General features: G+C 57.9%; 11 protein-coding genes. 5 read left to right on the forward strand and 6 right to left on the reverse strand.

What is annotated here, in order from left to right; genetic code table 11:
- Position 1: 1 nt before the first annotated feature.
- The 3 genes from LOC68_RS07590 to LOC68_RS07600 form a co-directional block, all read right to left on the reverse strand.
- Positions 2 to 262, reverse strand: a complete 261-nt coding sequence (locus tag LOC68_RS07590; RefSeq protein ID WP_230217355.1) for a MoaD/ThiS family protein — start codon at positions 260 to 262, stop codon at positions 2 to 4.
- Positions 263 to 350: 88 nt separating this feature from the next.
- Positions 351 to 1,391: a hypothetical protein gene (locus LOC68_RS07595; protein WP_230217357.1), complete on the reverse strand. Its 1,041-nt coding sequence runs from the start codon at positions 1,389 to 1,391 to the stop codon at positions 351 to 353.
- A gap of 104 nt (positions 1,392 to 1,495) precedes the next feature.
- Entirely contained in the window at positions 1,496 to 2,965 is a 1,470-nt protein-coding gene (locus LOC68_RS07600) for a sulfatase (protein WP_230217359.1), read from the reverse strand.
- 1,075 nt (positions 2,966 to 4,040) lie between these two features.
- Between LOC68_RS07600 and LOC68_RS07605 the strand changes: the two genes are divergently transcribed.
- Together LOC68_RS07605 and LOC68_RS07610 are read left to right on the forward strand one after the other, a co-directional pair.
- The gene (locus tag LOC68_RS07605; RefSeq protein WP_230217361.1) at positions 4,041 to 5,249 is read left to right on the forward strand and encodes a hypothetical protein; all 1,209 of its coding nucleotides are present in this window, start codon (positions 4,041 to 4,043) and stop codon (positions 5,247 to 5,249) included.
- Between the two features lie 501 nt (positions 5,250 to 5,750).
- Positions 5,751 to 6,173, forward strand: a complete 423-nt coding sequence (locus tag LOC68_RS07610) for a hypothetical protein (protein WP_230217362.1) — start codon at positions 5,751 to 5,753, stop codon at positions 6,171 to 6,173.
- Between the two features lie 259 nt (positions 6,174 to 6,432).
- Here LOC68_RS07610 and LOC68_RS07615 read toward each other — a convergent pair whose 3' ends face one another.
- Genes LOC68_RS07615 through LOC68_RS07625 form a run of 3 tightly spaced genes read right to left on the reverse strand, consistent with a single transcriptional unit; the run spans position 6,433 to position 11,606 of the window.
- On the reverse strand, positions 6,433 to 7,854 hold the full coding sequence (locus LOC68_RS07615; RefSeq protein ID WP_230217364.1) for a DUF1501 domain-containing protein: 1,422 nt from the start codon (positions 7,852 to 7,854) through the stop codon (positions 6,433 to 6,435).
- A 6-nt stretch (positions 7,855 to 7,860) separates the two neighbouring features.
- A complete protein-coding gene (locus LOC68_RS07620) occupies positions 7,861 to 10,818 on the reverse strand; it encodes a PSD1 and planctomycete cytochrome C domain-containing protein (RefSeq protein ID WP_230217366.1) in 2,958 nt (985 codons plus the stop codon).
- Positions 10,815 to 11,606, reverse strand: a complete 792-nt coding sequence (locus LOC68_RS07625; RefSeq protein WP_230217368.1) for an IclR family transcriptional regulator — start codon at positions 11,604 to 11,606, stop codon at positions 10,815 to 10,817. The genes LOC68_RS07620 and LOC68_RS07625 overlap by 4 nt, the downstream gene beginning before the upstream one ends.
- A gap of 310 nt (positions 11,607 to 11,916) precedes the next feature.
- Here LOC68_RS07625 and LOC68_RS07630 point away from each other — a divergent pair, with 310 nt between their 5' ends.
- The 3 genes from LOC68_RS07630 (at position 11,917) to LOC68_RS07640 (ending at position 14,865) form a co-directional block, all read left to right on the forward strand.
- Positions 11,917 to 12,444: a hypothetical protein gene (locus LOC68_RS07630; protein ID WP_230217370.1), complete on the forward strand. Its 528-nt coding sequence runs from the start codon at positions 11,917 to 11,919 to the stop codon at positions 12,442 to 12,444.
- Positions 12,445 to 12,648: 204 nt separating this feature from the next.
- On the forward strand, positions 12,649 to 14,436 hold the full coding sequence (locus tag LOC68_RS07635; RefSeq protein ID WP_230217372.1) for an FG-GAP repeat domain-containing protein: 1,788 nt from the start codon (positions 12,649 to 12,651) through the stop codon (positions 14,434 to 14,436).
- 42 nt (positions 14,437 to 14,478) lie between these two features.
- On the forward strand, positions 14,479 to 14,865 hold the full coding sequence (locus LOC68_RS07640) for a DUF6896 domain-containing protein (RefSeq protein WP_230217374.1): 387 nt from the start codon (positions 14,479 to 14,481) through the stop codon (positions 14,863 to 14,865).
- The last annotated feature ends 25 nt before the right edge of the window (positions 14,866 to 14,890 follow it).

Genomic DNA, 14,890 nt, shown 5'->3' on the forward strand with positions numbered 1-14,890 from the left:
GTTAACCCCCGCCGATCGCCGGCAAGAAGTAGACTTCGCTCTCCGCCGCCAGTCGGGCGGCCAGTCCTTTGTTGCTTACGGCGCCGTCGATCGTCACCTGTAAGCCGGGGCGAATCCGGTCGCCGTCGCACAGCCGGGCCGCGATCCCGGGAAACTTGGCCTCCAGCGCCTCGATCAGCTGACGGACGTTCGTCGCTTCGACCTGCAGTTGTTCGGCGCCGGTTAGCGAGCGCAGCTGAGCCGGGATGTGGACGGTCGACATGACTGGTCCCTCTTCACGTGAAAAACGCCGCGTCTCTCATGTAGACGCGGCGCTTCGATTTTCAAATCCACTCGAAGTAAGCGGTCGCTTACTTCAGGCCCGAGACGGCGATCACCGAGCCTTCGTTCTTGTCGAACTCTTTGCCGAGCTGGGCGATGTAGAGCTTGCCGTCAGGACCGAAGGTGCAAGCGACCGGGCCGAGCAGCTTGTCGGTCAGCACTTCAACTTCGGCGGCGCCCGATTCTTCCGGCAGCGTGACGATCGCCAGCTTGCCCGGCTTCACTTCGGTCAGCGCCCAGTTGTTGTCGACCACGGCCAGCTTCTTGGTTCCGGGAATCACGGCGAAGCCCATCGGATCGAGCAGGCCCGGCACGGTCCATTGCTTGGTCGGCTTGCCGCTTTCCAGGTTCCACTCGACGATCAGGCCGTCATCTTTGCCGCCGGCGCCGGAGTACAAAGCCAGGATCGCGTCGTCGCCCCAGAGCGCGGTCGCCATCGGCGAGTTGATCGCGATCTCGTTTTCGTCGGCCGAGAAGAGCGTGCTCAGCTTCTTGTCGGCGACGTCGACCTTCAAAACCCAGGTCTTGGCGTCGGCGCCTTGGCCGGCGACATAGATCGTCTTGCCATCCTTGCTGGCGGTCAAACCGGTCAGGTTCCCTTCCCCCTTGTCGGCAGGATCGTCGGAGGTCGGCGGAACCGAGTTGGTCGCTTCGCCAGCGTCGACTTTGCCGGGACCTTTAAAGAAGACGACCGTTTCTTCGCCGTCCAGCAGACCGGCGTTGGTGACGGCCAGCGTTTCGCCATCGAGCCAAACGGCCGACAGCGGACCTAACTTGAATCGCTTGGCGCCCGATTCAGCGTCGACCTTCCAGTACTCGGTCGGGAAGCCGGTGATGTATTCTTTCAGCTCGCCCGATTCGAGGGTCAGGACGCGGCCGTCGGCTGAATCGCAAATCGTCAGCGTGCCGCTTGGGCTGAAGGTGACGCCGGACGGGTTGGACAAACCCTTCGCGGCGACTTCGGCCGAATACCCTTCGGGGAGACCGAGGTCAATCGTTTCGGCAAACGCGCCGGCGCCGCACCAGGCGGAAGCGGCGACGAACAAACTGCAAAGCATGGTTCTACGCATCAGTGGCCTTCCTTCTCATGAATCATCAAAGTGGAACCGTTACCGTCGCAGGAGGATAGTGTAACACCGTCGCTCCTCGTGCGCCGACAGCCCTAACGTGACGATTACTTGCCAGCTTTGTAGTTCGGATTGGCGGTAGGCAGGATCGCCCCCACCTGTTTCCGCCACTGACGCAGTTTTTGGTGAAGTTCCTTACGTTTCTCGGGCTGGGCGTCGGCCAAGTCATGCTTTTCGCCGATATCATCCACCAGATTAAATAACTCCACTTTGCCGTCTTCGTACCATTCGATCAGCTTCCAGTCCCCTTCGCGGACCGCAGCGGTCGGCTGGCCCCCTTGATTGCCGTAGTGGGGATAGTGCCAGAAGATCGGGCCGCGATCGAGCGGCTTTCCTTCCAAGGCCGGCACAATACTGACGCCGTCGGTGTCGATCGCAGGGCCCGGCTTGTCGACCAGCGCCAGGAGCGTCGGCAAAAAGTCAGGGCTGGTCACGATCGCATCGCTTTCGCTCCCTGCTTTGGTCAGCGGCGGATAGCGCACGATCAGCGGTTCGCGAATTCCCCCTTCGTACATCCAACCTTTGCCGCCGCGGAGCGGAAGGTTGCTGGTCGGGTGACCTTCCGACGTGGCGAGTCCGCCGTTGTCCGAAGTGAAGATCACCACAGTGTTGTCGGTCAACTTCAGGCGATCGAGCGCGTCGAGCACTTTGCCGACCGCCGCGTCCATCGCTTCGACCATCCCGGCATAGACCGCGTGCTCTTGCACCAGGCGAACCTTGCTCTTTCCTTCTTCACCCCAGATCGGACCGGCGATGCGGATCCGCGATTTAATGTCTTCGTACTTCTGCTTCAGGTCCTCGCGCGCCATCAGCGGCGTGTGGACCGAATAGAACGAAAGGTAAGCGAGGAACGGCTCGTCCTTGTGCGCTTCAATAAACTTCACCGTTTCGCTCGCCAGGCGATCCGGCAGATGCTCTCCTTCCGGTCCGTCGGGCAGGCGCGGATTGCCATACGGCGAAAAATACTTCTTGCCGCCGTAAGGACCGCCCCGGTCGATGCCTCCCATGTTGACGTCGAATCCTTGGTCTTCCGGCCAATTGCCCTGATTCCCCAAGTGCCATTTGCCGGCGAAGAAGGTGGCGTAGCCGCGCTCTTTCAGCGATTCGGCCAACGTCTTCTCTTCCAGGTCAAGCTTCGTGTTGTAAGGCGCCGGCAACAGCGGCGTGTTCCGCTTCCAACCTTCCGGCTGGGCGGCGCCGATGTAGTCGGTGATCCCGACCCGCTGCGGATACTTGCCGGTCATGATGCTCGCGCGCGTCGGCGAACAAACCTGGCAAGCGGCGTAAGCGTTGGTGAACCGCATCCCGGTCGCCGCCAGGTGATCGACGTTCGGCGTCTGATAAAAGCTCGACCCATAAACGCCGATATCGGTCCAGCCAAGATCGTCGACCAAAAAGAAGACGATATTCGGCGGACGTTTTTCCTCCGCCGCGGCGGCGAAATTGGTCAGCATCAGCGTGGTCAGCAAAGCCGCCAGAGTAAGGCGACCGAGGACCGAAGGGCGGAACGTGTGCATGAGGGATCTCAGATAGGGGATGTCGGCGAGCGAAACGGAAGCGATTGAGCCCCTCAGTATCGACCGAATTCCATGCGAGGTCAATGTTTACGCCGCCGCGGCGTCCGCCGAAAAAATGGGACCGGACCCCGCGCACTTTTTTCTTACGTCGGATCTTATCCTCTGGCGCCATGCTCTTGTCGCGTCTTCGCAAGAAGAGCATGCCTTCCCACCGCAGGATCCCAAAAATAGGACCGGACCCTCGACCGTTTTTTTTTCAAACCGGGTGGCCCGTCCAGCAAACGTAGGGCAGGCCATGCCTGCCGTCGATTGGCGCCGAATCACCTCGGCAGGCACGGCCTGCCCTACGACTGGACTGGACCGCACGCTCCGTTTTTTTCGCGCGGAGTGGACTGGACCGCAGCGCCTTTTTTTCGCGAACCCACTCTCCCGTCCGAAAACCCCCTTTTACTTTCCCGCATCTCCCCCAGTCCGCCTATCATGTGGACCGCAACACGCAATTTTTTTCGCGAACGAGTGGACTGGACCGCAACCAATTTTGTTCACGGCGGCCGCTACCGAGTCCGCTCACCCCGGTGCCATGCTCTTATCGCGTCTTCGCGAGAAGAGCATGTCTTCCAAGGAGAAGATTGGACTGGACCGCGAGACGCCATTTTTTTCCCCAGCACAGTGGACTGGACCGCAACCAATTTTTTTACGGCGGACCCTATCGAAACCGCACACCAAAACAGCGCAGCCGCGACCGCCAGCACGAATCGCCCACGCTCAAAAAAGCGGCCGGCAATTCGCCCTTCAAACAGGAAGACGCACGACTTCAAACCACCCCGCAATCGATCACGAATCCGTGCGCTTTGTCAATAGACAACGTTGGGCGTTCGGGTAGGCTGGGGCGAGACCGAGCAGGGTAAGAAGAGGGAACTGGGAGGCTATTCTGGCGACGCTTCAAAAAGACCCCCGTCCCCTTTTCTTAGCCTATTCGCAGGAAAGAGCCGTCTGAAAAACTTGACCTTTGAACAGATTGTCGAGGTTCGCTATTGAATGAGATAGCCAAGTAAGACCACTGTCGCAGACGACAGTGGCGCCCGAAGAAAAGGATTTGCAAACAGTGCCACCCCGCCGCTACTTTATCAAATTCCTCCGATGCCAATGGATTGCTTTTAAATCTGGAAATAAGGCCGCGGCGATGATAGCAAAAACCTCCACTGTTTTGACTTTACCGAGCATGGGGCTGCTGGCTACCTGGACTTTGCTTGCCGCGCTGCCGTTCCACGCGTGGGCGGATGATGGCAATAGTCTCGTGCCACTCAACGAAAGGCAAGTCGCACTCATTACCCAATTTGACCTTGCGTATGCCGCTAATGATTTCAAGGCCCAAAGAGAGGTAATGCAGCGCTTGTACGAAATAACAAAAGACGACACTACCGGAAAACGGCTTGTAACTGCCGCCGAAGCTCGCATGATTCTGAATGAACTCGATGCAGCTTTGGCAATGAATGCAGAATCCTTTCAAAAGGCACGCCAACACCAAATCGAAAATCAGCTTGGCAAATCCGATGCTCACCGTGGGGATTTCGTTGGCGCGGTTTCCCATCTAAACAAGGCGTTGGATTTCGCCAAGGTTTACGACGATGACTCCTATTGCATACTTGAGTCAAAGATGTTGTTGGCGAGCGTTATTCTTCATAGCGGCAAAGATCTTGATAAAGGCGCCTCCTACGCGATAGAAGTCAAAACCGCGCTAGAAAATCGAAACATGGCGGATTGCTATCTCTATGGGGAGAATCTGGCCTATTTGTTTGTGCTGCAGTTAGCTTCAAATCGAGTCATCGAGGGAATCGAGAACGGCGAAAAGCTTATCCGTTTGTATCAAACTCAAGGGACCGAAAGGACGCTACGATTCGCCAAGGTAACAGGAATCGTCGCAGAGCATCTAAATGGCGTAAAGGAATACGAAAGAGCGTATCATATTGCTGCACTTGGGCTAAAAACCTGTCCCGAATTGACGGGCGGTGATGTTAGGCATGGACTGCGTCTTCTGCAGGAGTGCGCAAGGGCTGCCGTAAGCTTAGAGGACTACGAGCAAGTACCAGTGATGTACGAGAGAATATTGGCCATCATCGCTGCGACTCCCGGATACCCGGATGACTTGCGGCTTGGATTTCTCGAAGAGTACTCGGTAGTTCTAGAAAAGATGAATAGTGAGACGAGAGGCAAAGAGATTACGCGGGAAATCGAAAAAATAAAGAATCCTGCAGTGCCTCAAAAGAGTCGTTACAGTGATTAACTCTTCAATTTGCGGCGTGGCCCTGCTAGGCCTCCTTATGTTGTAGCATCCATGAGGACGCGGCCGACAATTTGATAGCGGGATAGAGTTCGGGGACTTCCAACGAGGAAAAGGGGCGGCAGCGTCGCCCAAGAGGAGAACGTCCGACTGCACCACCCCGCGGGCAAGCACAACATTGGGAAAAGAAGAAGAAAAAGGGACGGGGGTCATTTCCGAGCACGACTTAAAAAGACCCCCGTCCCCTTTTCTTGCCCCAATAGACAACGTTAGGCGATCAGGTAGGCTGGGGCCGGGCGCCATGGTCACGGCTTTGCGTGGCCATGTTTGTGGTACTGGAAATCCTCGAAAGTGCGACGCCGAAGTGTATACGGACTGATTTGTCGCGTAGACTGAGCCCTGTCCGCAACGGGGTGACGACCGCATTCATGGCCACGCAAGACCGTGGCCATGGCGCCCGCGCGTTGGACGAGAGTTGAGCGCTGGTGATGAAAGGGGCGATAAATGAAGTTCAGAATTCTGTACCGCGACACATATGGAAAACTTCGAGAGCGCCAGGTCGATGCAGCTGATGAATCAGAAATCAGGGCATCATTCGATCAAGGAAACGCTGAGCTAATTAGCGTTTCGGAACTTGATTCCGCTCCACGTGAAACTTCAGGAAGTCAACATGCGGAATCAACTGATTCCAAATCAACACGGTCCGCAGCATTACGAAACTCGTTTGTCGAAGATTTCGCCATGAACTATGCCACCTGGTTAGGATGGGTGTTCGGCGTTTTCGCCGTCCTGTCCGCAATAAATGTTTTCTTTAACCCAGAGATCGGTCCAGTGGCGCAGCTAATAGCAAGCATTATGATGCTTTTTGGTTGTGTTATTTCAGCAAATCTACGGGCAATCTTGCTTGAAATTCGCAGTAGATCCTAATCATTGCCTGCTTCCCTATTTTGCGTCTTTTCACAAATCAACCACACCAAATCCCAAAAGGATTCTTTCAAAATCAGTCGCCGCGCGCCATTGGACTTAAGCCGGTGTCTTCCTCGGAAGCGGTTAGAAGATTTGCGATCTTGGGAGAATTGGACGTAACAGTCTGACACGTTGAAGAGAGCACTGGCTATGGCCAGTGGCGCGCGATAGGAAAGCGTCCGACAGGGGCCGTCTCGCCCCGTGGGAAACGAGAATTCCTCTACTGCAAGATCTCGTGGACGACATGGCCGTGGACGTCGGTGAGTCGGCGATCGATTCCATTTTGCCGGAACGTCAGCCGGGTATGGTCGATCCCTAGCAGGTGCAAGACGGTGGCATGGAAGTCGTAACAGTAGGTTTTGCCTTCTTCGGCTTTGTACCCCCAGTCGTCACTCTTGCCATAGGCGGTCCCGGCTTTGACCCCGGCGCCCACTAACCAGGTAACGAAGCTGCCGCCGTTATGATCGCGGCCATCGCCCCCCTGGGCAAAAGGAGTTCGTCCGAACTCGGTCGTCCAGATCAGCAAGGTATCTTCCAACAATCCCCGGGCCTTCAGATCGCCAATCAGCGCGGCGATCGGTTGGTCGACGCTCTGAGCGATCGGCGGCAGTTCGTTCGGGATGCTGCCATGATTGTCCCAGTTGCCGGTCGCGCCTTGCGGACCGCTCCAAACCTGAACGAACCGCGTGCCACGTTCGATGAGCCGCCGAGCAAGCAAACAGCGCCGACCGAAATCCTGGGTGACGCTTTGCTCCAGACCGTAGGCCTGGTGGGTCTGTTTGGTTTCTTGCGAGAGGTCGAACGCTTCCGGCGCCGAAAGCTGCATCTTGGCGGCCAACTCGTAAGACTTGATCCGCGCATCGAGTCGCGTGTCGTCCGGCCTTTGGGCGGCGTGCGCTTGATTGATTTGCTTCAATAAGTCCAAACCATCGCGGTCGGCCGAACTGGTCGCGAATTTGTACTGATCTTTGGCGAAAAGATCAGGCACCGGTTGGGGCGATGCGGCGTCGATGACGGTTCCTTGGTGAATCGCCGGCAGAAAACCGGAAGAGAACGGCCCACGCTGGTTGTAGGGCAAGCCTTTGGCGTCGGGCAGAACGACGAACGTCGGCAGGTTATCGGTGAGATTACCGAGCGCGTAGGAGATCCACGCTCCCATGCACGGAAAACCAGGCAACAGAAAGCCGGAGTTCATCATGTACGTGCCAGGCCCATGCACGTTGGTCTTCGAGGCCATCGCCATGAGAAACGCCATCTCGTCGACCCATTTCGCCTGATGCGGAAAGACGCTGCTGACCCAGCGTCCGCTTTCGCCATACTGCTTGAACTTGAAGGGACTCTTCATCAGCGCGCCTGGCGCCGCGGTGAAGCCTTCCGGCTTTTCCGCTGGACCAAGCTTCTGGCCGTGCAGTTTCTCGAGCTCCGGTTTGTAATCAAACGTGTCCATCGGGCTGGCGCCGCCGGTCATGAACAGTTGAATGATCCGCCGGGCTTTCGGGGCATGGTGCAGTCCTGCGGCCAGCGCCGTCGAAGTCGCGGCGTCGGCGTCGCGGGCCAGCATCTGCGTCATCGCGATGCCCCCCAGACCTCCTCCGATGGTCCAGAGGAAGTTGCGTCGATCGGTTTGCTGCGTTGATTCCATGGGAGCCTAATCGACAAACAGGTATTCGTTACTATTGAGCAAGACGCGGCACAGCGCTTCCAAGCCGTGCGCTTGGACGTACGCCTGAAACGCTTTCTCTTCCGTCATCGTCGGCGCTCGCTGCCAGCAAAGCTCCACGGCACGTCGAATCTGTTGATCTTCCGGCGACTCACGTTTCACGCGATCGGCAATCCAAGTCGCAGCATGCAGCATGAAGTCGTTGTTGTAGAGCGTGAGCGACTGCAGCGCGGAGACCGAGAAGTTTCGCTTGGGGGTTAATAGCCCCAAATCTGGGAAGTCCAACGATTCCATAAACGGATCGGGAATGCCGCGCCAAACCACCCGGTAAATGCTCCGGCGTGCGGCCGAGTCGCTGTTCCAGTCGTATTGCGCGTAATCAAGAGCCGGCGTCGCTTGAGGCCCTTGCGTTTTGGCGAACTGTTCAACCCCTTCTCCCCCCATCGTCAGATCCAATCGACCGGAGAGTTGCAGCGTGGAATCGCGAATCGCATCGGCGTCCAAGCGAACGCGGTTCATGCGCCAGAGGAAGCGATTGTCGCGATCCGCCTGGAGCGCAGACGCAGGGAGCGGGTCGATGACGCTCGCCTGCTTCCAGGTCTGGCTGGTCAGAATCAACCGATGCAATTGCTTGAGCGATCCCTGAGCGTTGTCACGAAACCAGACCGCGAGCCAATCCAGCATTTCTGGATGAGACGGCTCCCCTCCCATGCGGCCAAAATCATTCGGCGTATCGCAAACGCCACGGCCAAAGTGATAGTGCCACACGCGGTTCACCACGCTTCGCCAGGTCAGCGGATTGTCGGGATGGGCCAGCCAATCGGCCAAAGCGGCCCGGCGTAACGATTCTTGCTTGGGGGCCGCCATTTCGAACCGCGCCGGCAAGTGGTGGAGTGCCGAGATCGCCCCCGGCCCGACTTCGCGAATCGGCTTGTCGATATCGCCCCGTTTGAGCAAGTGAACCGATTTCGGCGGAATTGGCTCCTCTTGCTTCTTGGCGTACGACCAGAGTGGTGAGACGCCGTAAACCGCTTCTCTCGTCGGTAACTTAGCGATCGTTTCTTTGGCATAGGGGGCTAGCGCGATCGCCGCGATCGCGACTTGCTCTGCCGGCGTTCGCTGGTCCGCTGGTTTCTCTAGCGCCTGGCGAACTTCTTCTGGCAGAATCCGCGCAGAAGCTCCGTCCGCAGCGGTGATCGACAAACGAAATCGCCCGATAAAATGCTTGGGAGGATAAAGCTGCTTGAGCGTGATCGCCAGTTTGCCCCCTTGCTCGGCGTCGATCGGCTCGGCGAACTCGAACACGATGAAGTGCGATTCGCCGACCCGCGGGTGAATCGCCCAGCCTGACTTGAGATCTCCATCAATTGCCTGAGCCGAGGTCCAGCCTGCCTGGTCGAAATCTGCCGAGGCTTGAGCGATCTTCAGCTTGACCGGCGTCGCGGATCCCGCGGCAAACCACTGCATCTCGACTTCCGACAGGTGGAGGTTGCCGTTGTCGGCTCGGCCTGGTCCCCCTTGCGGAAGACGCTCGTCCTTCAGCACATCGAGTCGCACCGCAGTGACCCGTTTCAAATCGACTGCCGAAGTGACCGTGTATTGCTCTTCATCGGCGAGGGCGCCGTCGGCGAAGATCGATTTGTCATCCTGCTTGGTCAGCGTCGCGCCCCCGGCGGAAAGAAACACATCCGCTTCAAGCGGCTGCCATTCCACCGGTTTCGCTTGGCCTTCTTCCCAGCGTGCCGTCCACTGATCGACGATCGGAGCGTACGCGGGACTCAACAAGACGGCGGCGTCTTTCGCGGTAACGGCGGCAAGCAAGGCCTCCATTTCCTGCCGCTGACGCATCACCTCGGTCGAGGCGTCGTATTCGACGTCCCCTTTGCCAACGCCGGCGAAGACCGCCTGGAGCGAGTAGTAATCCTCTTGGGTAATGGGATCGAACTTGTGGGTGTGACAGCGTGCACAGTTGGCGGTCGTGCTGGCGAACGCCGCCATGGTTTGCGTAACGATGTCGTCGCGATCGAGGTAATCGAACGTCACCGGCGCGGTCGATGCGCGACTCAATTCGAGCGGTCCCGCCGAAATAAATCCAAGCGCCGGAGTCAATTGCGGCTGATCGGGATAGAACACGTCGGCCGCCAACTGCTCGCGAATGAATCTTTCCCAAGGGACGTCGGCATTGAGCCGCTCGATGACGTAGTCGCGAAACCGCCAGGCATTGGGGCGTTTCACATCATGCTCGCAACCATGCGAATCGGCATAGTGAATCACATCCAGCCAATGTCGCGCCCAGCGTTCGCCATACCGGGGCGAATCGAGCAGCTTGTCGACAAGTTTCTCCCAGGCCTGTGGATCGGGATCGTTCGCAAACGCTTCGACTTCCTCGGGCGTTGGCAGCATGCCGTGAAGATCGAGATATAGTCGCCGAGCCAACGTCCGACGATCCGCCTCGGCGGATGGCTCCAAACCTCTTTCCTGCAGTTTGGAGGCGACAAAAGCGTCAATCGGATTGGCGTGGCCGATCGGAACCGGCGGCGGATTGAGCGGCTTCAGCGACCACCAATCGAGTGGATCGGACTTCGGTGCGTCAAGGACTCGGGGATCGGGCGCGCCTTGTTTGACCCACTGTTCCAACAACGCGATGTCCGCCGCGGCCAACTTTTTCTCAGGAGGCATGCGATGGTCTTCGTCGGTCCAGCGAACCTTCTGGATCAACAGGCTCTCGTCCGGCTTGCTCGCGATAACGGCGACGCCAGAATCGCCCCCTTGCTCCCAACCTGACCGCGAGTCGAGCGCCAGCCCCCCTTCCATCGACGCGTCATGCGAATGACACTCGTAGCAATGGGTTCGCAAGATCGGCTCGATCTTGGACAAGAAGAAATCATCGGCCCACAGCTGGACCGGGAAGAACGCCAGCAGCAGGATCGGAAGCGAACGAGTCATCGCTGCATCTTCCTCTCGATCGCGCGTGCCGCGTTGATCACTTCTTTCCCAACGTCTGGAAAGACCTTCTTGGGCATGCGGCCGGCAATGCCGGAGACCCATATCGTCGCGATCAACGTCCCCAGCGGATCATGAATGGGAGCTGCGACGCAGTGAATCCCTTCATCCGCTTCGCCCCAGTCGGTCGCATATCCCTGGTGGAGGATTCGGTCGCACTCTTCCTTCAGCTTGGTTCGACTGGTGATCGTCCGGTCGGTGGAGCGGCTTAGTTTGATCCGCTTGATCGTCGCATCGCGCTCCGCCTCTGGCCGATGAGCCAACAGAATCTTGCCGGGGGCGTTGTTATGAAGCGCGAAACGTAGCCCGAGCTCCACGCCAATGCGGATGGCCGACGTGCTTTCCAGTTTCTCGATAATCACCCCTTCATCTCCGGTCGGAAGTCCGAGTTGGACGGTCTCTCCGACCTGGTCCCGCAGGGTTCGCATCGCATCGAGAGAGCATTGCACGAGACTGACGCCATGCACGCGTGGGTGCGCGATATTCAGAAGCTTGCCCGTCAGGCGATAGCGGGAGGGAGATTCATCCCGGGCGACATAACCAAGGGCGACCAGGGTCTGAAGCAAGCGGAGCGTCGAATTTTTCGGCGCGTCCAGCTCGGCGCTGATTTTCGCCAGAGTCGCCCCGCTAGGCTGCGCGGCCAGCTGCTCCAGGATCTTCATGCCGCGCTCCAGCGCAGGCGCCAACGCCGCCTCGGGCTCTAAAATCGCTTGTTCGCTCATGAGTTCCATATTTTGAACGGGTTCCTTATGTGGAAACCGATCGTAATGCCTGCCGCGCCTGGCGTCAACTTTTTTCAAGGACCACAACAGCGGAAGAGGACGCTATCGATTCCTGGCGAGCACGCGCCGCCGCCCGGTCGCCATGGGCCCGGCTTAGCATGGCCATGACTGGACTGGGAATTCTCGAAAGCGCCCCGCCGAAATGTATTCGGCTTGATTTATCGCGTAGACTGGGACCCGTCGGCAGCGGGTTGATGACCCCATTCATGGCCAAGCTTGGCCGTGGCGCCCGCGCTAATTGCATCATGAGGGTCGTGGTATGAAAGCCAACGAAGGGGACGTGCGGATCGCTGAGGAGTTGCTGAGAAAACTCGACGCTGCATGGGCAGGCTTGCCAATTCCTACGCTGCCAGATTATCTAAAAGGGGATCGCGAGTTCGGCCCGCTCTTTAAACATATCAGCGGCAAGGCTTGGAGCGAAGTTGAAATAACACACGGCCCCTTATACCGTGAATTCTGGCTTCAGTACCTTCCCACCGAGGAACGGCGATACTATTTCGCCACCTTCTTGCACTATTCTTTGGTCTTCTTCTGCGACAACTGGAATAAACAATACCCAGACGCAGATCAAGAGTTTTTGGGCATGATTTGGATGTTGAAAGACTCTAGCGATTGCATGCACACGGCAACGCAAGAGCAACGCGACTGTATTGCGGATATCTTGAGATTTATTGTCGCACGTGTGGAGCATTTTGGTTATGAAATCGAAACATTTCCGGAGGTTACCACTGATCTCTATGAGGCCCTAAGCCTATGGTCAGGCGACAAGGATTCGTCTCAGGAATAGAGCAACGGCCCCGCCGCCATGGCCACGGCTCAGCATGGCCATGACTGAGCTGGAAATTCTCGAAAGCGCCCCGCCGAAATGTATTTGGATGGATTTATCGCGTAGACTGGGACCTGTCGGCAGCGGGTGGATGACCCCATTCCTGGCCAAGCTTGGCCATGGCGCCCGTGCTGTTTCTCGTTCACCCCACTCGAGATGACGATCATGCTACGTTTCACGGCAACCTGGCGGCTTGTTGGGCTTCTCTTGGCGATCGGAGCATTTACTGCCGCGGCCGTTGCGGAAGAGGATCGCCTCCATTCGTTTCAGCGGATCGCGCTGACGGAGAGCTATTTTTCGGAAGGCGCCGGCGCCGGCGACATCAACGGCGACGGCGTGCCGGACGTGGTCTATGGTCCCTATTGGTTTGCCGGGCCCGACTTTAAGACGAAGTATGAAATCGACGTCGCGACGCCGCAGGATGTGAACAAGTACGCCGACAAGTTTTTTAGCTGGGTTTACGACTTCAACGGGGATGGCGCAAATGACGTCATGATGGTCGGCTTGCCGGGGAGTTCCGCCGTGATTTACGAGAACCCCGGGAAGGATGGTCTGGACGCACACTGGAAGCGGCATCGCGTCTTTGACGGCGTCAACAACGAGTCTCCGCAGCTGGTCAACCTGGTTGGTGACGAGGGCCCGGAACTTGTCTGCACGCACGACGGCTTCTTTGGGTTCGTTGCGATGGATCGGGACGATCCGTTTGGCGCGTGGACGTTTCATGCCGTCTCGGAGAATACCGGCGCCGGCCGTTTTGGGCATGGCCTCGGCGTCGGAGACGTCAATGGCGATGGTCGACCTGACATCTTGCATCCCCAGGGATGGCTGGAGCAGCCGCGGGAAGTTCCCGAAAAATCGCGGTGGCGCAATCATGCGATTTCTTTTTGCGCCGGGCCTGGCGGCGCGGATATGTATGCGTACGACGTCGATGGGGACGGCGACAATGACGTCATTACGAGTCATTCGGCGCATGCCTTTGGCTTGGGCTGGTACGAACAGGTGCGCAGTGGCAACGACGTCGCATTCAAGCATCACCTGATCATGGGATCGCGGCCGATCGAAAATCGCTACGGCGTCGTGTTTAGCGAACTGCACGCCGTCGGGCTCGTCGATATGGATGGCGATGGCCTGAAGGATATCGTGACCGGGAAGACGTATTGGTCGCATCACCGGCAAGCTCCGCAATGGGACGCCGGCGCCGTCGTCTATTGGTTCAAGCTGGTCCGCGGCGAACAAGGAATCGATTGGATTCCGTACCAGGCGGACGGCGAAGCGGGAATCGGGCGCCAGATCACCATCCAAGATCTCAATGGGGATGAGCTTCCGGAAATCATCGTGGGAGGGATGAAAGGAGGGCATGTGCTGATGCACTCCGCCAAGGCGGTTTCTCCGCAGCAGTGGCAAGCCGCGCAACCGAAACCACTAAACGCCGACAGTTCTGCGGCGAGCAGCGCCGCCAACAATCTACGCGGGGCCAAGGCCGTCTTGGACGAGGATGGACGGATGGCCGGCGCGATCGAAGGAGAGTCGCTCTCGGGGCGACCAACGTCCGGCCAGGTGGGCGTGCAGGCGATGGGGGGATTCAAGTCGGATCGTTGGAGCGGAAACGCGCAGCTCTTTTGGACCGGCGGCAAGCCGAAAGGCAAATTGGCGGTCGAACTGCCGGAGTTCTCCGGGACGATTGATCTGGAGGTCGTACTGACGTGCGCCAAGGACTATGGGATTGTGCAGCTCTGGCTGGACGATCAAAAGCTGGGCGAGCCGATCGATCTGTACGAGAACAACGTTGTGACGACCGGCGTATTGCGCTTCCCGAAAATCGCCGCCAAAGGAAACCGCCACACCCTGCACGTGGAGATCATTGGAGCGAATCCCCAAGCGGTCCAAGCGTACATGTTCGGCCTGGACGCAGTGCGGATCGTTCCGCGCGACGGGGACGCTGGCGAGAAATAGGGACGAATTCACCGCAGGAGAAGCGTCATTGGAATCGAGGCGATGGATTCTGAAGAGTTGAAAGGGAAACTGGAGGAGTTCGAATCGCTCATTCGTGAAGTGATCGCGATATTCGTTCATCAATTTGGGCGAGCCAACCCTGGTTCCTTGTGGCGCAAAGGCGAAATCGAGCGAATCGGCCTGGCTGGGCCGAATGAGGAAGTTGAATTCTCGATACATGGACGGGGATGTACGGTTCTTTTCAAGAACGCACATCTTTCGTTTGACTACGACCAGCAAGGCGACATCGTCTATACCCCGTTCAAATTCTTGTTGTATTTGCCGGATGGCGTCATCGAACATCGCGAGCTAGAGGCGTTATTCGTGGAACTTTACGACGTTGGGGAACTGGAGTATATCGAAGGGCGTGGAGTTCGATTGAAAGGGTAGCTATTGCCGGCGTCGTCCCGCCGCA

This window comes from Blastopirellula sediminis, from assembly GCF_020966755.1.
Classification (GTDB): Bacteria; Planctomycetota; Planctomycetia; order Pirellulales; family Pirellulaceae; genus Blastopirellula; species Blastopirellula sediminis.